Here is a 20,851-nt window from a genome sequence, read left to right as displayed (position 1 = left end):
TAACAATACTGTTCATATTAATTAATCCTGCACTGATGTTCAGCACCTACACTATTCCCAGTGTTCATGCTCCAAATTCAGACAAAATGTGACAACACTGGGAGGCTAAAAAGAAGTGCGAAGGCATCTGCGAATGATTAATCCGGTTCTTATTGTTCTGTTGCTATTATCTATGTTTCAGCCGGCGATTATGGCGAATGCTGCATTTGCGGAAGTACCGGCCGGAGAGTACGGCACGGTTATTGACAGGCGGCAAGCTGAACTTGCGCCTGGGGCGGTCTATACCTGGAGCGAGCTTAAGGATGCGCGGGGCCAGCAGCAAATGCACAGTGTAGAGTTCAATCCGAAGCAATCCGGCCTGGCTCTGCGGGCAGGCACGAAGAACGGCAAGGTCTACGGGATGCAGGGTGTGAGCGGTATGGCAGCTTATGCTGATGGCCCCGGAAACCGGGTCATTGCCGGGATTAACGGCGATTTCTACGATATCTCCGGGTATGCAACCGGGATTCCGAATGGCCTGTTCATGGATGAAGGCGTTATCCTGAACAGCGGGAGCTCTTATGCCTTCGGCTTAAAGGCGGACGGCACCTCGGTCTATGGAAATCCGAAGCTGACTGCATCGGTGACGATTAACGGTGTGACAACCCCGTTGAACAGTATTAACCGTTACCGCAATGCGGATCAGCTTGTACTATATACGAAGGATTATAATGCCTCTACCAAAACAACGCCTGACGGCGATGAGCTTGTGCTGGACATCGTCAGCGGAGAGGCGGCAAGCGGACAGAGCCTCAAGCTGAAGGTCTCTGAGGTCCGCGGCAGCCAAGGCGATGCACCGCTTACCGCGGGCAAGGCAGTCCTGTCGGCACAAGGGGCAGCCCGTCAGGTGCTCCAAGGTCTGGCTCCCGGGGATGAGCTTACGGCTGACATTGCCCTGCAGGGGGAATGGAAGGATGTAAGCTTGGCGATTGGCGGCCAGGGGCCTCTGATTAAAGACGGGGTTGTACAGACCAATGTCGGTCCGGCAGGTGTACATCCGCGTACCGCGATCGGGACCAAGGCGGATGGCAGTATTGTGCTGTTTGAGATTGACGGCCGTTCTCCCGGATTCAGCGAAGGGGTTGAGACGGATGAGCTGGCCATGCTGCTTAAGGATCTTGGCGTGGTCCATGCAATGAATCTGGACGGAGGCGGTTCCTCCACATTCGTAGCCAGAATGCCGGGAACGGCCGGAGTGAAGATGATGAACCGTGGATCGGACGGTTTCGAACGGCAGACGGGCAACGGGCTGCTGCTTGTGAATACTGCGCCGGAGCTGAGTGGAGCTTCGAAGCTGGCCGTAATGCCGAATGCGGAGCGGATTCTTCAGGGCTCAAGCTTTACTTTTACCGCTGCGGGGGTAGACGGAAATGGCCATTCGGCCGCGTATCCGGGAGCGCTGCAATGGCAGGTTGATCCGTCCCTCGGTACGGTGAATGAGCAAGGGCTGTTTACAGCCGGCACCACAGCCGGATTAGGTAAAGTGACCGCTATAGCGGGGAGTGTGCAGGGTGAAGGGGAAATAGAAGTCGTAGATACGCTGACGGAGTTGAGATTCCCGGATACGATTAAGACCTATTCCTCCGGCCAGAAGGCTCAGCTGTCGCTGAAGGCGCTCCGTAACGGGCAGGTTGTTCAAGCGGATAACCACAGCTTCGAATGGCGTGTCGAGGGTGAGATTGGTACGGTGGATGAGAAGGGCTGGTTTCAGGCCAGTACCGAAAATGGCAAGAACGGTAAGATCTACGTGAAGTATGGCAGTGTAGAGACCTCTTTTGAAGTCAATGTGGGATTGCCGCCGGTGATGCTGGAGGATTTCGAATCGGGCATCGGCAACTATATAGCCTCCAGTGCAGCGGCTAACAGCGTATCGCTGGAGGAGATTACGGATCAGGATTATATCCGCAGCGGAGAGCGTGCGCTGAAGCTGGAATATGATTTTATCGGCAAAACGGGAACTTCGGGCGCTTATGTAGCAGCCTCCTCGACAGCGGGCCGCATACAGATTCCGGGATACCCGGAGAAGCTCAGCATGTGGATCTACGGTGACGGCCAGAAGCACTGGCTGCGCGGGCAGATGCGTGACGGCAACAATGCGGCGGTCCCCTTGAATTACACGGAGCAGGGAGTCGGGGTGAACTGGGCGGGCTGGAAGTATGTAGAGGTGGATGTGCCGAAAGGCAAAGCGGTTCCGCTCAGTCTGGATATGCCTGTCCGGTATATGGAGACGAGCAATCTGAACAAGACCAGCGGAGCGATCTATGTAGATGATATCCGCGCGTTGTACGGCCCGCTGGAGGAGGATCATACGCCGCCGGTGATCATGAAGGAATATCCGGCTGCTAATGAAATGGTTACGACAGCCACGCCTACACTATCGGCAACCGGTGAGGATGCCGGTTACGATCCGGTCGCCCATCCGGGAACAACGTTGATTGACGCGGATAAGGTGAGGCTGTATGTGGATGACCAGCTTGTAGAGCATGGCTTCTATCCGCCGAAGGGACAAATTACGTATAAACCCAAGCTCCCTTTGGCGGAGGGCCGCCATAAGGTGAAGCTCGCTATCCGCGACCTGGGCGGCAACCAAACGATCAAGGAATGGTATTTCACCGTAAACCTGGGGTCCCCGTTCTACAAATATGTTACGCCAGAGGTTGTCTACCCGGGGAACACGTACACCGTCGACTTGTCGGCAGTGAAGGCGGATAAGCTGAAGGAAGGCATGGTGTCCTTTGCTTTTGACACAGCAGCCGTCCGTGATCTGAAGGTAACAGCGGGCGGGAAGCTGACCGGTGGACAGCTTGAGTCCTCTATTGATCAGGACAAGGGAACGGTGCAGCTTGTGCTGACCAATATCAATGAAGCACAGCTTGCAGACGATGATCTGATTGCCCGGATTGCATACTCCGTCCGCAATGATTATCTTGGACCGTATACCCTGGAACAGCTTGAAGGGCAGATTTCGAAGCCTCTGATGATTGAGAATACAGCAGGGAGCGTCATTTCAACAGAGGGCAGCGGCCAGGGCGTCAGCTTCATCGGTGCACCGCTGGAGAGTAAGGTGGAGCCGCAGCTGAAGCTGACCTGGGATCATTACCGCATAGCCAAAGGGCTGGAAGCCTCTTTCTCCATAACGGAGATGCAGAACGGGACAGCCCTGGCGGGAGCGAAGCTGCTGATGAACGGCGCGGAGGCGCCTGAAGTGTCAGGTACAGACGGCGTGCTGTCCACGATGTCCGCTACGGCAGGGGAAGGAAGCTTCACAATGCAGGCGGTAAAGGACGGCGCCTACAGCCCTGTCATGCTCTTCAAGGTTGCGCCCTATAACGGCACAGCGGAACCGCGCAATGTTAACGTAACGATGGGGGAAGATGCCGATACCAGCCGCCGGTTCACCTGGCAGACGGAGCCGCTTACTGCCGGTACGGTGGTAGAGGTGGTGAAGAAGGCGGATTTCACCGGATTCGACAGCGGTGAGGTGCAGCGGTTTACAGGGAGAAGTGAAATTTACAACACCAATAACGATGGAACGATGCGTGTCCATAAAGCCGAAGCGGTTGGTCTTGCGCCGGGAACCGATTATGTATACCGCGTTGGTGACGGTGCGGGGAATGTAAGCGGACAGGGAACTTTTGTGACCAGCGGCGGTGACCGTGAGGCGACCAAGCTGCTGTTCATCGGGGATTCCCAGGCGGATTCCCAGAAGGGCTTTGAGTTATGGAAGAATACGGTGCAGAAGGCCTTCGAGTTCATGCCGGATGCGGAAATGCTCGTACATGCCGGAGATATGGTCGACAAAGGCTTCGAGCAGGAGCAGTGGAACTGGTGGTTTGAGGCAGCGCAGGAGCAGCTCATGAACACCACGCTGGTTCCAATTATCGGCAACCATGAGGTGATGGGCACGAATGGAGCCGGGGACTATCTGGCCCAGTTCAATAATCCGCAGAACGGAGTAGCCGGGGCCCACGGGACCAGCTTCTCCTTCGACATCAAGGATACCCACTTCGTGGTGCTGGATTCAGAACAGGGAGAGGCGGGCTATCTGGAGCAGGCGGCATGGCTGGATAAGGATCTGTCGGCCACGGACAAGAAATGGAAGGTGCTGTTCTTCCATCAGGGTCCTTACGGCAGCATCTATGCCAATGAACGGGCGCAGAAGCTCTGGGTTCCGGTATTTGACAAGCATAAGGTGGACCTGGTGATGAACGGGCATGACCACATCTACATGCGCTCATATGCGATGAACGGAGGACAGCAGGCTGCTGACGGCCAGGGGACCCGCTATGTGATCGGCGGTTCCTCTGGACCGAAGTTCTATGCCCTCACTGAACGATCCTGGCAGGAAAAAATATTTGACGAGGACGAGCAGATCTATACTGGCGTTGTTATCGGGAACGATGGGATTACCGTCACGGCCAGAACCGTGGACGGTAAGGAGATTGACCGGCTGGTGATCGGCAAAGCAGAAGAGGAGGAGGAGGATATACGCTCCATTACGCTTCAGGGCCAGCCTCAGCTGCAGGCCGGAACCAGCGATCAGACGGTTACAAGGGCTGTATATGCTTCTGGTACGCAGGTGACTTTAACGGAGGGGCTGGAATATGCCAGTAGCAATCAAGCGGTCGCAACGGTGGATACCAAGGGACAGGTGGACGCCCTTGCACAAGGATCGACCGTCATATCGGTCACGTATGGCAATCTATCCTCTGTGTACAACCTGACCGTTGTGGAAGCCGAGGTGCCCCGGATTATGGCAATCCGGCTTGAAGCACCGGATACTCTGCGGGCTGGGGAGAAAGGAACTGCTGTCGTCCAGGCTGTATATAGCGATGGCAATGTTATGAAGCTGAGCGAAGGAGTGGAGTTCAGCATATCCAATATAAAGGTCGCTGAGATCACTGCGGACGGAGTGATCCGCGCGGCCGGACGCGGGGAGGCCATTCTCCGGGCCGTATATTACGGCTGGACTGCTGAACATAAGCTGACCGTGAACGGAGCGGAAGAGGAGCCGCAACCAGAGCCGTCACCGGTTCCGACACCAGCCCCAACGCCGGTTCCAACAACCATACCGGGTCCGGGCAGCTTGCCAGCGCCGACACCAGTGCCTTCTAAGGCGCCGGCGGCATCGGCTGTACCGGGGACGGGTACTGTAACCGTTACTGCCAGCCAGCTATCGGGCGGACGGAATGCACAGGGCGAGGTGGTCATTGAAGCCGGTCAAGCTTGGAGGGAGCTGGTATTTCCAGGCAATGCTGCTGAATTGCTTGGCGGCGCTCCGGTGCGGATTCAGTCAGACGGATTGTCCGTCCTGCTGCCGGCGGGTGTGCTGGCCGAGCTGACCAGCCGGGTACCTGCGGGAGCTGCCTCGGATAGCCTGATATCCCTGTCCGCAGAGACAGTCAGCAGCGGGGGGGCTTCGGCCTTGCTTGCAACGGCAGCACACAAGTACGGAGTACAGCTTGAAGCAGCAAGCGGGATCAGGGACTGGCGTCTGAGCATTACGACCAAACAGGGCGAAGTGTTCAGCCTGCCGCAATTCAAGCAGCCAATTACGCTTGTCTATAGCGGCATTCCTCAAGACGCTGAAGCGGTGACCGGCATCTACTATATCGGTGAAGATGGCGTCCTCGAATATGTCGGAGGAGCAATGGCTGACGGCACATTGTTTGCAAAAGTTAACCATTTCAGCTCTTACGCCGTACTCCGGTATGACAAGAGCTTCAGTGACCTGCCGGCAGGGCATTGGGCAGGCGGGGCTGTGAAGCAGCTCGCGGCCAGACAGCTTGTGCAGGGCGTCTCTCTGGACCGCTTCGAGCCGAAGCGGGCAGTGACCCGGGCAGAATTCACAGCTATGCTGGTCCGCTCTCTGGGTATCACCGGACCCGCCGGTACGGCCTTCGCCGATGTCCGGCCGGAGAAGTGGTACGCAGAGGCAGTGTCAGCCGCGAAGCGGGCCGGCATTGTAAATGGGCTGACGGCGGCCAGCTTCGGCCCGGATAAGGTCATTACCCGCCAGGAAATGGCGGCCATGCTGGTGCGGGCCTATGCTTATGCAGCAGGAACGCCAAGCACTGCCGCTGCTGCCGTCTTCCCCGATACGCAAGACGCCCCTCAGTGGGCGAAGACAGCGGTCGGCCAGGCGGTGCAGCTTGAGCTCCTGCAGGGTCAAGCGTCCGGACGCTTTGAGCCGCAGCAGAGCGGTACGCGTGCGGAAAGTGCGCAGATGATCCTGAACCTGATCAGTCTTATGGAATAGAACAGCTTGAGACATGAAGAGACCGCAGCGCTGACGCTGCGGTCTCTTTGGATTATTGGAGTAATGTCCCCGCTATTACAAGCTGCTACAGCTTAAGCATCTCCTCGAACGATTCTTCGTTCAGCAGGTTGCCGACGTAGAAGGGGCCGAACTCGCCGTAGCGGGCGCTGACTTCGTCGAAACGCATCTCATAGACGAGCTTCTTGAACTGCAGCGCATCCTCGGCGAACAGGGTCACGCCCCACTCCCAGTCATCGAAGCCGACGGAGCCGGTGATGATCTGCTTCACCTTGCCGGCGTAACCGCGTCCGATCAGACCGTGAGAATACATCAGCTCCCGGCGCTTCTCCATGTCGAGCATATACCAGTTGTCGGCGAGCTCACGCTTCTTGTTCATCGGGTAGAAGCAGATATGCTTCATTTGCGGCAGCACGGGCTTCAGCCGGGCGGCCACATGCGGGTTCTGCATCGGGTCGCTGCCGTCTCCGGCGCTCCCTCCGGCGGCATAATTGCTGAGCTCAACGATGCTGACATAGGAATAGGCCTTCGTAGTATATTGGGCAAAGGCGATTTTGTTAAAAGCGGTCTCCAGCGCATTCAGCGCCTCCAGACTCTCCCGCAGAAACATCATCACGAAATCAGCCTTCTGGCCTACGATGGAATAGACGGCGGTGCTGCCTTCCTTCGCCTCCTCCACAGGTCCCCACTCCTGCATGAAGGCATGCAGCTCCTCCAGGGCAACTGCGCGTTCTTCGTCATCGGCTTCAGTCCAGGCTGTCCAGTTCAGCGAGCGGAAGTCATGCAGCGCATACCAGCCTTCCAGTGTCAAAGCGGCTTCGTTCAAGTTGTTCACTCCTTATAGGTTATAGATAGAATATCTTCGCGTAAAATCTTCTGTGTCCGCATACGTTAAATATGTATGAACATAGGTCTATGCTATTTGCATTGTAGCGCAGCGGGCGGCAGAGAGCAAACGCTGAAGGCCCCATTCTACCTAATCCTGGTAGGCAGCGCGATAATGTTCATTGCTTCGCTACATTTTTTCTAGTAAACTTACTATTATATAAGCTTTGGTGTGCGGTTCTTTATAGAGAGAGGGGATGGCGGTACGATGGGATTTATTCCGGTGTTTGTTCTGGCCGTTTTATTCTTTGTGATGATGTTCGGCATTGGCTTCATTCTTAATATGCTAATGAAGACTACCTGGTTCCCCGCCTATCTCTTCGTCATTGTCATTCTTCCCGTGGTAGTCTATTCCATCTGGGACCGGAGCGCGATGACCTTATGGGAGCATCTCTCTACCTTCCACATCGTGGATTATCTTACCGGCATCGCCGGTCTTGCCGGAGCGGTATTAAGCGGCTGGACGATTCAGAAGCTGCGGCTGGGCGGATACAAGATGTTCTAAGCGCTGCCTGAAGGGCGGTACAACAAGAAACGGCTAATCTCCTACCGGGGAGAAGCCGTTTTTTTTTATAGATAAGAATTTATATGTTTTGGGGTCCCCGCAAAGTACCTGAGTCACCACCTACGCCAAAGCCCCACTTTGTGGGGGTATTTTTCGCCAGAAGAGCCAAGGATTCATCTTTATTTTACATTTCGGGCCGGGTGTTTTGTGATAGAATAGAAATCTATATGAATTCGTATAGAAGAGGGGGAGGTATCCGCAGATGCGTATGAGCAACCTGCATCATTTCACCGAACATCATCGGTACTGCGTGTCCCGCGAATTCGGTCTAAGCCATCTGGACGGACGTATGCTGGGCTCGGTCTATCAGCCGATGGTAGGCGCGTTCGCCATCAGCCTGTACCGGTTGCTGTTCGAGCATATTCCGGCTGAATCTATCGGTTACTCCGGGGTGGAGCAGCAGCGCAGGCTCTTTATGACCCTGGGTGTTGAACCCAACGAGAAGGGCCGTAAATATCTGGTAGACCAGGCTTCCCGGCTGGAAGCGGTGGGGCTGCTCCAGACCTGCCGGCTGTATGCCGCCGAGAACGATGATTATATGTACGAGTACGAATTAATGCCGCCGCTGTCGCCGGCTGATTTTTTTGCAACCCAGCATTTGACGCTGCTGCTCCGGGATAAGATCGGCAAATTCGCCGTGCTGTCGCTGCGCGAGCAGTTCTGGCACCGGGAACCGGAGGAATGGAGCGGCCGGTCGCTCGGGAAAGAGAATATTTCACTGCCCTTTTATGATATTTTTGAGCTGAACACCCATGTGATCGACTATGAGCTGGAGCAGGCACTGGCCGAGGTAGCGTCCGTGCGTCAGCCCGGCACCACCCAGGCGGTTGAGCCGAATATAGCCTACAGTGATATTATTCTGCGCTTCCCGCGCGAATCGGTGAACCGTGCTCATGTCGAGAAGCTGCGTTTTGACCATAATCAGATGGGCGTCATTAATTATGTGGCCCGCAAATATGAGCTTGGCCCGCAGGATGTATGCCGCCTGCTGGATGAGGATGATGTCTTCACCCCGAATGGAGAGGTGATTCTGGATACGCTGCAGTACAAGGCGAGCCAGCATTTCCGTCAGGATATGAAGCGCCAGGAGAAAAGAGAGATTGCCGCTGCCAAGGTGGTGTCGCTGCGCTCCGCCGCAGATGAAGAGAACGATCCCTCCGCAGTGCCGGTGGAGCAGGCTGTCGAAATGGAATTCTATGTAGAGGTCCCTCCGCAATTTCTGTCCAAATGCGACATTCACCAATATAATATGATGCTGCGCAACGAGCCTTATACACGGCTGCTGCAGACGTTCTTCCCCGGGGCGGTTCCGGGCCAGCTGATGGATATCTTCGAGAAGATTGATTTGAACTATAAGCTCAGCGGTGAAGTGATCAATGTGCTGATCCATTATCTGATGACGATGGTGGCTTCCGGCGGCGAGCAGCGGATGAACCGCAATTTCGTGGAGGCCATTGCCTCCAATATGCTGGTGAAGCAGGTGAATACGTACGAGAAGGCTGTGCGCTATATCCGCGACCAGTCCAAGGTGAAGGGCAAGGGGGCGGCTTCCGCCACCTCCGGCACGGGAACCCGTCAGCGTTCCTATACGAAGAGCGGCGGCCGTTCCGGCAAGCAGGAGATTCCGATTGTGCTTGATGACGGCAGCGCCGGAACCGTATCGGAAGAGGAATTCGCGGCGATGATGAAGAAAGCGGCCGAGATCAAGGCCAGCAAGAAAAAAGGCGTTCTGGGAACGTCCTGAAGAAAGTGAGGTGCAGCGATGGAGTCCATGGGCGAAGTGCTGCGTTCGATGAACAACCCTGCTCTGCGCCAGCGCTCCCGCGACCTGGAGCAGACACTGCTGAACCACCCTCTGGTCAAGGAGCTTCAGGCTGAGCATCCCGAGCTGGACGAGTCCCGGCTGCGGCTGCACTTGAGCCGTCTGTACCAGTATGTCGAGGAGGACCGGCACTGTAAGAACTGTCCCGGCCTGGCGAACTGCCCGAATGATTTCCAGGGGCATTACAGCAAGCTGTCGGTGGAGACAGTGAACGGTGTCACAGACCTCTATGAACGCAAGACGCCGTGCAAGCTGAAGATCGCACAGGATAATCAGGATAATGTCCGCAAGCGGATTCGCAGCTTCTATGTGGATGAGCGGGTACTGAACGGCGGATATGATGAGATGGATATTATGGGCAAGGACCCCCGGCGGGCCTCAGCCGTGAACAAGATATTTGACTATATCGCAACTGTACGTGCAGAGGGGCTGACTTCGCGGGGGATTTATCTGCAGGGCAGCTTCGGGACCGGCAAAACCTTCCTGATGTGCTATCTGCTTCATGAGCTGGCCATCTCGGGCTACAGCGGCGTGATTGTCTATATGCCGGATTTCATCGAGGAACTGAAGCTGATCATGATGGATAATCAGAAGCTGAAGGAAATGGTCGATACGATGAAGAACTGCGATCTGCTGATCTTCGACGACATCGGAGCCGAGAACCTCAATCCTTGGGCCCGAGACCATGTCCTCGGAGCGATTCTCAACTACCGGATGAACCGCAAGCCGACCTTCTACACCTCAAATTATCCGCTGGACGGGCTGGAGAAGCATCTCAGCATCACCAGCAAGGACGGCGAAGAGGTCTACAAGGGCCAGCGGCTGATGGACCGGATCGCCCCGTTCGTGGAGGTTATTCCGCTGCATGGGGAGAACCAGCGCGGCAGGGCCAGAGACTAAGACGCACAGTTGCAGCAATAAGCAATAAGCAATAAGCATATGGCAAGATAATTTGTGCTCCACACTAAAGAGGGGACCGCGCCGTCATCTGGCGGGGTCCCCTCTTTACTGTGCTTAGATTTAGCTGGCGCTGAATTTCCACCAGTTGAGATTGAACAGGTAGCCGCTGCCGCCCGTGAATTTCAGGTAGAGGTCGTGAGTGCCGCTGGCTCCGCTGACCGTGCAGGTCTTGGTCACCCAGCTCTGCCAGCCCCCGGTATTCTGCACCGCACAGGTACCGGCCAGTGTTCCAGTCGGACTGTCCAGCCGCAGCTCAATATTGCCGCCGTTGCCTGCTGAAGCTACCCGCGCCTCGAAGGCTGCGGCTCCGGAGCCGAAGTTCACATTTTTGATTTTGAGATAATCGCCGTGATCTATGAAGCCGACATTCATTCCCCCGTCCGTATCCGAGGTGGTCTCGGTCTCTACCCCGGCCGCCCATGCGCTGGTCTCGGCTTGTGTTCTGACATAGGGGTTAAGGGTGGCGATGGGCTGCGGTCCGGCGGTTGTCATGTTGATGACCGGGAAGCTTCCGTCCGCGTTGTAGGTGAATTGCTCTACTCCTACTGACCGGGTGAAGCCGCCCCCTCCAGGCAGCGCGCCATTGTGATAAAAGAAATAGGAGCGGCCTTTGAAATCGATGATACCGGGGTGATTGGTGAAGCTGCCGCCCTGGGTGGGCATAATGATCCCTCTGTACTTCCACGGTCCAGTCGGCGAAGAGCTGGTGGAATAAGCGATATTCTCAGGAATGCCGCTTGCGGCGTAGACCATGTAGTATAAGCTGCCGCGCTTGTAAAACCAGGGTCCTTCTTCGTAGAGGGTCGGTCTGTCAGCATTGCCGTTTCGCACACCGAAGCTGTCTGTGGTCATAGGCACCTGGACAATACCTGTGCTCTGGTTGTAGGAGATCATATCAGGGTTCAGCTTCACATATTTCAGTGTCGGATTCCCCCAGTAGAGATAGGCCTGGCCGTCACTGTCTACATAGACTGTCGGATCAATGTCGCCCCAGCTGCTGGAGACCAGCGGTTTGCCGATGGCGTTCACGAACGGGCCGGTCGGGCTGTTTGAGACGGCGACGCCGATGGCGGGCCGTCCGAGCGAAGTGCTTTTTGCCGTGACATAAAAGTAGAATTTGCCGTTGCGCTCTATCACTTGGCTGGCCCATGCTTCTCCGCTCGACCAGCTGAACGCCTTGTAGGATAGCGGTGACCCGTGATCTGTCCAGTTCGCCATGTCCTTGGAAGAGTAGACCCGCCAATCATTCATCGTATAGTAGGTCGAGTTGTCTTCGTCATGTCCGGTGTACAGGTATACCGTATGATTGTATACAAGCGGCGCCGGGTCCGCCGTATAGATGGTCTGCACAACAGGGTTGTCGGCGAACGATACCGGGGAATACAATGCCGATGCCAACAACCCTGCGACAGCAACGCTGACAAGCTTTTTCATTCTTCCTGCCTCCTCAAAGTATGGTATAACAGCGCTTTCGCCTACAGAGTAACACGGCTCCTGCGAAACAAAAATGTGTTTTCTTTTTATTAAATTGTAAATTTATGTTATTACTACAATTCTCGATGGAGCGCAAAATGAACGCAAAAAAAAGCCCGGCATCCTGCCCGGGCCTGGACCTGGGCAAAGAATACCGGACACTGCACCTGCGCAGCTATTCGGACAAATACTTGATGATCACCATTCCGAAGAATACTACGGTCATAAAGCCCGTCATTCCGAAGAAACCGGCCATCAGATCACCGAGATCATGGCGGGGCTCTTCATTGATATGCTCCCGCGGGTCACGGGCCTGTGCATTGACATTGACGTCCATTCGCTTCTTCCTCCTTGCTGTTGCATGACTGCATGAAGTGGGTTACAGTTATACATGTGAGAGAAGTCATTGACAATTAATGCGTTTTCTTCAAGTATACGAAGATGCAGAAGAGATGTAAAGATTAAGATCGGTGATATATTCCTATATCTGCTGCCAAAAGGATGATTTTATGATACATATAAGACCTATGGAACCGCAGGAGTATGAGTTTCTTATGGATATGCATTATGAGTCCATTCACATGGAGCAAGGGAAGCCGCCTAGAGATGAGCTGTTGAATTCCACGGGAATGGTGAAATACAACGAGAATTGGGGCAGACAAGGCGATACGGCTCTAATTGCCCTTATTGACAATATCCCCGCAGGTGCTGCCTGGTACAGGCTATTTGACGAGTCTAACCAGGGCTACGGATTTGTGGATGCGCAGACGCCGGAATTAGGTGTGGCTATACGGTCTGACTATAGGCAGCAGGGTGTGGGAAGCAGACTCATGCAGGCCATCACTCAGCAAGCTGTAACCGAGGGGTACACCTCCCTTTCTCTCAGCGTTGATCCGGGGAATCAGGCGGCCGTCCGGTTATATGACAGACTCGGGTTTCAGTTTCACGGAATTTCTGGGACCTCCTGGACGATGAAGCTGGATATTGCAAATTAATTTTATACAATATAATTTCTTAAAATATATAACAAATGCATTGTATTTATGTTATACTGGGAATGTGTCGGTAAATGATAATCTGGTTATCATATTACATGAAGCATTTTATCCCGCTATGATCTCGGAGTAAATTCTGCGGACTTGGCTCAGGCTATAGAAGCGGAAGTTATTTCGTACAGCTTAAGCTCACAAAACTTATCTAAGGAGGAACAATATCATGGCTATCGTGAACGTGTCTGACCAATCCTTCGTGAATGAAGTGGAAGGTCAAGGTACTGTAGTAGTAGATTTCTGGGCACCTTGGTGCGGCCCTTGCAAAATGCTTGCCCCTATTCTTGAGGAATTGTCCACCGAACTGGGTGACGATGTGAAGATTGCCAAATTGAATGTCGATGAGAATCCTGAGACAGCTTCCCGTTTTGGCGTAATGAGTATTCCTACTCTAATCTTCTTCAAAGACGGCCAGCCTGTAGACAAAGTCGTAGGACTGAACTCCAAGGACTCGCTTAAGAATATCGTAGCTAAACATCAATAATGGATTATAATCTGCTGTAACCGGGGCCTGCGGCCCCTTCACACAAAGCGCCTTCGGTCTACCGAAGGCGCTTTGTGTGTCCAATACAAACGGATGTTCTATATTTAGGCTTGAAACTGCAGTACATTGTATTCTAAACTTACCTTATAACGGTGTAGTCACAGGTGGGGGAGAACTTATGGATTATATGGATAATATCCGCAACAAGCTGGCACTGCTGCCCGATCTGCCCGGCTGCTATCTGATGAAGAATCAGGAGGGTACGATTATTTATGTCGGTAAGGCCAAGGTGCTGAAGAACCGCGTACGCTCCTACTTCACAGGCAGCCACAACGGGAAGACGCAACGGTTGGTTGCCAATATTGTTGATTTTGAATATATCGTGACGTCGAGCAATATGGAAGCACTTATTCTGGAGTGCAATCTGATCAAGAAGCATATGCCGCGCTATAATGTGCTGCTGAAGGACGACAAGACTTTTCCTTATCTGAAAATCACGAACGAAGCCCATCCGCGCCTGGAGGTTACCCGCCGGGTGCTGAAAGATAAAGCTAAATATTTCGGCCCGTATCCGAACAGCTACGCCGCCCAGCAGACCAAGAAGCTGCTCGACCGGATGTATCCGCTGCGCAAGTGCGGGGTGATGCCGAAGGAGGTCTGCCTGTACTATCACATGGGCCAGTGCCTCGCACCGTGCGAGAAGGAAGTGCCGAAGTCTGACTATGAGGAGATTATACAGAATATCTCTTCCTTCCTCGGGGGCGGGCATGATGCGGTGAAGAAGGATCTGCAGAAGAAGATGCAGGAGGCTGCCGAGGAGCTGTATTTCGAGCGGGCCAAGGAACTGCGCGACCAGATTATGCACATTGACGCCGTGATGGAGAAGCAGAAGATCAATACGGCCGACACCAAGGACCGTGACGTCTTCGGTTACGCGGTGGATAAGGGCTGGATGTGTGTGCAGATTCTGTATATGCGGCAGGGGAAAATGATTCAGCGCCACTCGTCGGCTTTTCCATTCTATGGGGAAGCATACAGTGACTTCATGTCCTATGTGACGCAGTATTACAGCGACAATCCCGCGCTGCCGCAGGAAATCCTCCTGCCGGATATGGCAAGTGCCGGAATGCAACTGCCGGAAGCGGGCAGCGCCCCCGGCCAGGGAAGCAGCGGGCCGGCGGGTGGCGCAATGCCGAGCGGCCAGGCGCTGATGGCGGCCCTGGGCGCAGAGGACGAGTCGGAGGCCGGAGAGCTGCCTGGTGAGGCCGCAGCCGCCGGTGAGGCGCTTGCGGCTGCTCCGGCAGCGGCAGAAGCGCCGGGCGGGGACGCAGCGGCGGAAGCGGCGCAGGAGCAGGAAGCAGCCGCTGAAGGGACTGTGGATGCGGCCGGAGGCGCAGCTGCCCTGCAGGAATGGCTGGGCATCAAGGTGCTGGTGCCGCAGCGCGGGCTGAAGAAGCAGATGATCGGCATGGCCTGCCAGAACAGCCGGGTTGCGCTGAGTGAGAAGTTCCGCCTGATCGAGCGGGACGAGGAGCGTACCTCCGGTGCGGCCATCAGCTTGGGGCAGAGCCTGGGGCTGGATTCGCTGAACCGGATCGAAGCGTTCGATAACTCGAATATTCAAGGGGCCAATCCGGTCTCGGCGATGGTGGTCTTCATCGACGGCAAGCCCGCCCGCAAAGAGTACCGCAAGTATAAGGTCCGCACCGTTCAGGGGCCGGATGATTATGAGACGATGCGCGAGGTCATCCGGCGGCGTTATGAACGGGTGCTGAAGGAGAATCTGCCGCAGCCGGATCTGATCGTCGTGGATGGGGGCAAGGGCCAGATCTCTTCGGCGATCGATATTCTGCAGAATGAGCTGGGATTGTTCATTCCGGTCTGCGGTCTGGTCAAGGATGACAAGCATAGAACTGCCCAGCTGCTGGTCGGCGACTCCGCCGAGCCGGTCTCCCTCGCCAGAGACAGCCAGGAGTTCTACCTGCTCCAGCGCATCCAGGATGAGGTTCACCGATTCGCCATTACGTTCCACCGGGAGCAGCGCGGCAAGTCGATGGTTACCTCGAAGCTGGATTCGATTCCGGGCATCGGGGACAAACGCCGGAAGCTGCTGCTGAAGCATTTCGGCTCGCTTAAGAAGATCAAGGAAGCTTCGGTCGAGGATTTCCGTGTGCTGTCCATTGGCGAGAAGCTGGCTGGTCAGATTCTGGAGGCGCTCAATGACGAGGAGCCGTCATTATAAATAGGCTTGAACGATAAAGGAATAGAAGCCGGCCCCATGTGGGCCGGTTTTTTTTGGATTTGTTAGGAATTGATGATATTCTCAGGAATCCCGCTAAATCCCCCGGAAGGCAGGCCAACGGAGCCGGAATGTATGCGGAAAACCGAACACGATGCGTCTGAGCGGGGTGTGCGGGCCGAATGTGTGCGGAAAACCGAACACAATGCGCAAAAGCGGTGGTGAAGTTTCCGTAATCTGGTGCTGCACAATTAGATGAATCTTTATATTCTGCATAAAACGTCGCTTTTAACAATTGCAACCGGTTTCGGTAAGGGGTACGCTTATTATGAATCTATGAAAGCGCTTGTGTATAAAGGTGTGAATTTCCAGTACCAGGGTAAAAGGGGCTGATGCAGACTCCGGGAAATGGACTCCGGAAAAAGTCAGGTTTACAGGCTGAAGAGCTGCAATCCAATCGTAAAGAGGAGGATTAAAGAATGGCATATTCAAAAACAGTAAGACGCATGAAGGGGATCAACGGGACCGCTCTTTGTCTGAGCATCATCATGCTGCTGAGTCTCGTGCTGGCCCTTCCGCCCGGACGGGCACAGGCTGCGGACTCTTATCTGCTATCCAAAGACCGGCCGGCATATGCATCGGGCACGGAGGGCAATAATACCCCGGATCTGGCGGTGGACGGCAATACAGTTTCAAGGTGGAGCAGCTCATGGGGGACGGACCCGAACTGGATTTATGTGGATCTCGGGGCAAACGCCACCATAGACCGCGTAGTGCTCCGCTGGGAAGGAGCTTACGCCAAGGCTTACAAAATCCAGGTATCCCCTGACGAATTAAACTGGACTGATGTCTATTCCACAACTACAGGAGATGGCGGTGTGGATGAGCTCACGCTCAGCGGTACAGGCCGTTATGTCCGGGTATTCGCCACGGAGCGAATCCTGACGCAATACGGCATCTCCCTCTATGAGTTCGAGGTATACGGAACTAACGGCGTTAATCCTCCTCCGGTCGTTCTGGGACCGAATGTGGCCTTAAACAAACCTGCGACGGCTTCATCCTATCAGATGGCCGATTATCTCCCTGTCGGCTCTACCCTGCCGGAGCTGGCGGTGGACGGCAACCCGAGCACACGCTGGTCTTCCAACGCTACCGATAATGAATGGCTTAACGTTGACCTTGGCAGCATACGCACGCTGGGCCGGGTAATCATTAACTGGGAGGCAGCGGCCGGCCGGATCTATGATATTCAGGTTTCGGATAACGGAACCTCGTGGACGACCGTATACCGGGAGCTTCACGGCGACGGCGGCACCCTTAATCTTCCCGTCTATGCCAGCGGCCGTTATCTGCGGATGAAGGGCATCAGCAGAGCGACCTCCTTTGGTTATTCGATTTTTGAATTTCAGGCCTATGATTATGTGGCAGGCGATCCGAAGCCGGTCTATAACGTTCCGGCTTTGCCGCAGCTGACCACAGTGCCCGTTGGCCAAGGCAGCCATGCGGCGAATGACCTCTCGGTTCCTCAGCCCAAGTATCCGCTGTATAAATCGGACGCACTGACTGCGCCGCTGCCTTCCAATGACTGGTGGCAGTCCATTATGATCAATCAGCTCGGTAACGGCATTATCACGCTTCCGCTCAAATCGAAATATACCAAGCAGGGCCTAAGTATTCTGAACCCGGGTGCAGGCTACTTAAGCGCCGATGGCAAGGCGCAGGAAGCGGCGGGAAGCCCAGACCTGTTCCTGATGGCCGGCAATATTAATACATCGGGGATGTCGAACCGGATTACCGGTTACGGCGACTGGTCGGCGACTGCGGTGCTAAGCGATGGCGCTGCGGAGAAGCTGAAGACCACGTTCGTCAAAGGCTCGCCGTACCTCTATTCGCAATTCAGCGATCCGGCCAGTCCTGAGGTGTATCTGCCGGCCGGGGCCCGCTTCTTCAATGACAGCAATACTACGATTCTGGCTGCAGACGGCGACACCGTGACTGCAGACCATATCGGCATTGCGGTCACGAATTCCAACGGGGCGCCAACGCCTGTAATGGTGACCAGACACTATGGGCTGTATGCCCCGGCCGGTACAACCTTCAAGCGGGTCGGCGCCAAGCTCAAAATCCAGCTGGGCGGAGGCCAGAATTTCCTGTCCCTGTCGGCTCTTCCGGCACCGTCCAATCTGAATTATTTCTACCAGCACGGTTATGCCTTCGTGACCGACACGAAGGTGGCCTATACCTTCAACGAGACCACCTCCGATGTCACGACCACCTTCAATGCGGTGACAGAACTCAAGCGTTCGGGCTTCCCGAATACAACGCTGATGGCACAGCTTCCCCACCAGTGGAAGGTTACTACAACACCGCTGACCGCTGTCTCCTTCCCGTCCATCCGTGGATCGATGAAGGTGACAGAGGGCAATTCGTTCGCCACTACGGATAAATTCCACGGCATTGTGCCGCAGTTCACCGAGCCGGGCGATTCTACCTATTCCCGTCAGGATCTGCTGAATTACCTGGCGCTGCTGGATACGGACACCGCCACCAATCTGATGCAGGCTGATGCGTACTGGCAGGGCAAGAAGCTGCATCCGCTGGCCATGGGTGTGCTGATCGCCGATCAGATCGGCAATGAGAGCTACAAGAATCTGTTCCTGTCCCGGATGAAGACGGTGCTTACAGACTGGTATACGTACACCTCGGGGGAAACCGATTATTATTTCGACTACAACTCTGACTGGGGAACATTGATCTATAAAAACAGCGAGTTCGGCGCGAACTCCGGCATCACTGACCATCATTTCACGTATGGCTATTATGTTTTTGCATCTGCCGTGCTCGCCACCTATGATACTGATTTCAGAAATAAATTCAGCGGAATGGTCGATGAGCTGATCCGGGATTATGCCAATCCGTCGAAGACCGATCCGAAGTATCCCTACTTCCGTAACTTCGATCTGTATGAAGGCCATTCATGGGCCGGCGGTTACGCCGACAATGACAGCGGCAATAACCAGGAAGCAGCTGGAGAGTCGCTGTTCGGCTGGGTTGGCCAATATATGTGGAGCACGCTGACCGGCAATACAGCCTTCCGGGATGCGTCCATTATGGGCTTCACGACCGAGCTTAGAGCGGTGCAGCAGTACTGGTTCAACTACGACCAGGATAACTGGCTGCCGGGCTATACGCATAAAACGGTGGGTCAGATTTACGGAAGCTCGAATTTCTTCGGCACCTTTTTTAACGGGAATCCGGTGTATGTCTATGGCATTCACTGGCTGCCTACAGCAGAATATTTGACCAGCTACGGGTTCGATACGGCTAAGGCGGCTGGATTATACAGCGGCTTCGTAGCCGATAACGGCGGGCCGGAACCGGACTGGTACCATATTGTCTGGCCGATTCAGGCGCTGAGCGATCCGCAGGCGGTGCTGAATAAATGGAATCCGGCACTGCCGCAGCAGAACGAATTGTTCAACACGTACTGGTTCGTGCACAATATGGCCACGCTTGGATCACGCACCAAGGACATTTGGGCGGAGAACGGATACAGTGCAACAGTGTATAAAAAAGGTTCGGATTACCGCGCGCTGGTCTGGAATCCGACGAATGCGGCCATAACCGTTACGTTCCGCAATAGCGGAGGGGTTACAGGCTCAGCTCTAGTCGAGGCCCGGAAGCTGGTGAAGGTGGACCCGACGAAGGTGACCACGGATACGCTGCTTACTCCGCCCGCGCTCACAGCCGATACCACCGAGAATGCAGCCGGCCAGCCAATTGAGCTGACGTTCACCGAGAATGCATCCTGGAGAAACGCAATCACTGCGGTGAAGGTGGATGGAACCGTAGTGGCGACAGCGAATGTTACCGTGGCAGCCGGTAAAATCACCCTGAACACCGCGCTGTTCCCCACGGCGAAGACTTACACGGTTACAGTAACAGCAGACGGATATACCGATACTTCGGTGCAGCAGGTGATTACTGGTGGAACACAGCCATCCGGGAACCTTGCGCTGAACAAGGCGGTTACCGCATCCGAGAATCCGAAGCAGCCCGCTGCCGGCGCGGTGGACGGAAATGCGGGCACCCGCTGGGAATCGGACTTCAGTGATCCGCAGTGGATTCAGGTGGACCTCGGCTCGGCCCAGACGGTCAGCCGTGTCCTGTTGAACTGGGAGGGGGCGTACGCCAAAGCCTATACCATTGAGACGTCGGCAGACGGAGCGAACTGGGCAACGGTATATTCGACAACAACCGGAGACGGGGACATCGATGACATTAGCTTCACCCCGGTCAGCGCGCGGTATGTGAAGGTGAACGGCACAGAGCGCGGTACGCCGTATGGGTATTCCTTATGGGAACTGGAGGTGTACGGCAGCGGCAGCGCTGTAACACCGCTTACTCCGCCCGCGCTCACAGCTGATACTACTGAGAACGCAGCCGGCCAACCTATTGAGCTGACGTTCACGGAGAACGCGGCCTGGAGAAATGCAATTACTGCGGTGAGGGTGGATGGAGTGGCAGCAGCGGCGGCGAATGTTACCGTGGCAGCCGGTAAAATCACCCTGAATCCTGCGCTGTTCCCTACGGGGAAGACTTACACGATTACAGTCACAGCAGCCGGATATAATGATGCTTCGGTGCAGCAGGTGATCACCGGCGGTACAACGCCGCTTGTGAACCTTGCACTGAACAAGGCAGTTACCGCTTCGGAGAATTCGAAGCAACCGGCTGCCGGCGCGGTGGACGGAGATCTGGGCACCCGCTGGGAATCGGACTTCAGTGATCCGCAGTGGATTCAGGTGGACCTCGGCTCTGCCCAGACGGTTAGCCGCGTCCTGCTGAACTGGGAGGGGGCATACGCCAAAGCCTACACAATTGAGACGTCAGCAGACGGCACGAACTGGACAATGGCGTATACGGCGACAGCCGGGGATGGAGACATCGACGATATCAGCTTCACCCCGGTCAGCGCGCGGTATGTGAAGGTGAACGGGACGCAGCGCGGCACACAATATGGCTACTCTTTATGGGAATTGTCCGTCTATTAGTGCA

11 protein-coding genes are annotated in these 20,851 nt (G+C 55.1%); 8 read left to right on the top strand and 3 right to left on the bottom strand.

Going from position 1 to position 20,851, the window contains the following annotated elements:
• Positions 1-115: 115 nt before the first annotated feature.
• Positions 116-6,298, top strand: a complete 6,183-nt coding sequence (locus MHH28_RS16685; protein ID WP_405104193.1) for a phosphodiester glycosidase family protein — start codon at positions 116-118, stop codon at positions 6,296-6,298.
• 85 nt (positions 6,299-6,383) lie between these two features.
• Here the strand turns inward: MHH28_RS16685 and hemQ are convergent, their stop codons facing one another.
• Positions 6,384-7,142 carry a hydrogen peroxide-dependent heme synthase gene (gene hemQ / locus MHH28_RS16680; protein WP_405104192.1) on the bottom strand — a complete coding sequence of 253 codons (759 nt, stop codon included), beginning with the start codon at positions 7,140-7,142 and terminating at the stop codon, positions 6,384-6,386.
• Between the two features lie 267 nt (positions 7,143-7,409).
• Here hemQ and MHH28_RS16675 point away from each other — a divergent pair, with 267 nt between their 5' ends.
• The 3 genes from MHH28_RS16675 (at position 7,410) to dnaI (ending at position 10,488) form a co-directional block, all read left to right on the top strand.
• A complete protein-coding gene (locus tag MHH28_RS16675) occupies positions 7,410-7,706 on the top strand; it encodes a YuiB family protein (protein ID WP_405104191.1) in 297 nt (98 codons plus the stop codon).
• A 262-nt stretch (positions 7,707-7,968) separates the two neighbouring features.
• Positions 7,969-9,510 (top strand): helicase DnaB, encoded by a 1,542-nt coding sequence (locus MHH28_RS16670; protein WP_405104190.1) that lies wholly within the window; start codon positions 7,969-7,971, stop codon positions 9,508-9,510.
• An 18-nt stretch (positions 9,511-9,528) separates the two neighbouring features.
• A complete protein-coding gene (dnaI, locus tag MHH28_RS16665) occupies positions 9,529-10,488 on the top strand; it encodes a primosomal protein DnaI (protein WP_405104189.1) in 960 nt (319 codons plus the stop codon).
• 120 nt (positions 10,489-10,608) lie between these two features.
• Here dnaI and MHH28_RS16660 read toward each other — a convergent pair whose 3' ends face one another.
• A complete protein-coding gene (locus tag MHH28_RS16660; protein WP_405104188.1) occupies positions 10,609-11,982 on the bottom strand; it encodes a glycoside hydrolase family 43 protein in 1,374 nt (457 codons plus the stop codon).
• A gap of 214 nt (positions 11,983-12,196) precedes the next feature.
• The gene (locus tag MHH28_RS16655) at positions 12,197-12,358 is read right to left on the bottom strand and encodes a YqzM family protein (protein WP_405104187.1); all 162 of its coding nucleotides are present in this window, start codon (positions 12,356-12,358) and stop codon (positions 12,197-12,199) included.
• 172 nt (positions 12,359-12,530) lie between these two features.
• On the opposite strand from MHH28_RS16655, the gene MHH28_RS16650 reads away from it, so the two are divergent.
• The 4 genes from MHH28_RS16650 (at position 12,531) to MHH28_RS16635 (ending at position 20,847) form a co-directional block, all read left to right on the top strand.
• Positions 12,531-13,016 (top strand): GNAT family N-acetyltransferase, encoded by a 486-nt coding sequence (locus MHH28_RS16650; RefSeq protein WP_405104186.1) that lies wholly within the window; start codon positions 12,531-12,533, stop codon positions 13,014-13,016.
• Positions 13,017-13,236: 220 nt separating this feature from the next.
• On the top strand, positions 13,237-13,554 hold the full coding sequence (gene trxA, locus MHH28_RS16645; protein ID WP_036701616.1) for a thioredoxin: 318 nt from the start codon (positions 13,237-13,239) through the stop codon (positions 13,552-13,554).
• 178 nt (positions 13,555-13,732) lie between these two features.
• Positions 13,733-15,796, top strand: a complete 2,064-nt coding sequence (gene uvrC / locus MHH28_RS16640) for an excinuclease ABC subunit UvrC (protein ID WP_405104185.1) — start codon at positions 13,733-13,735, stop codon at positions 15,794-15,796.
• Between the two features lie 476 nt (positions 15,797-16,272).
• On the top strand, positions 16,273-20,847 hold the full coding sequence (locus MHH28_RS16635; RefSeq protein WP_405104184.1) for a discoidin domain-containing protein: 4,575 nt from the start codon (positions 16,273-16,275) through the stop codon (positions 20,845-20,847).
• Positions 20,848-20,851: the final 4 nt, after the last annotated feature.

The sequence above is a fragment of the Paenibacillus sp. FSL K6-1217 genome (assembly GCF_045040735.1).
Lineage (GTDB): Bacteria > Bacillota > Bacilli > Paenibacillales > Paenibacillaceae > Paenibacillus_AQ.
Note: the sequence above shows the minus strand (reverse complement) of the source record. Positions and strands in the feature narration are given on the sequence as shown.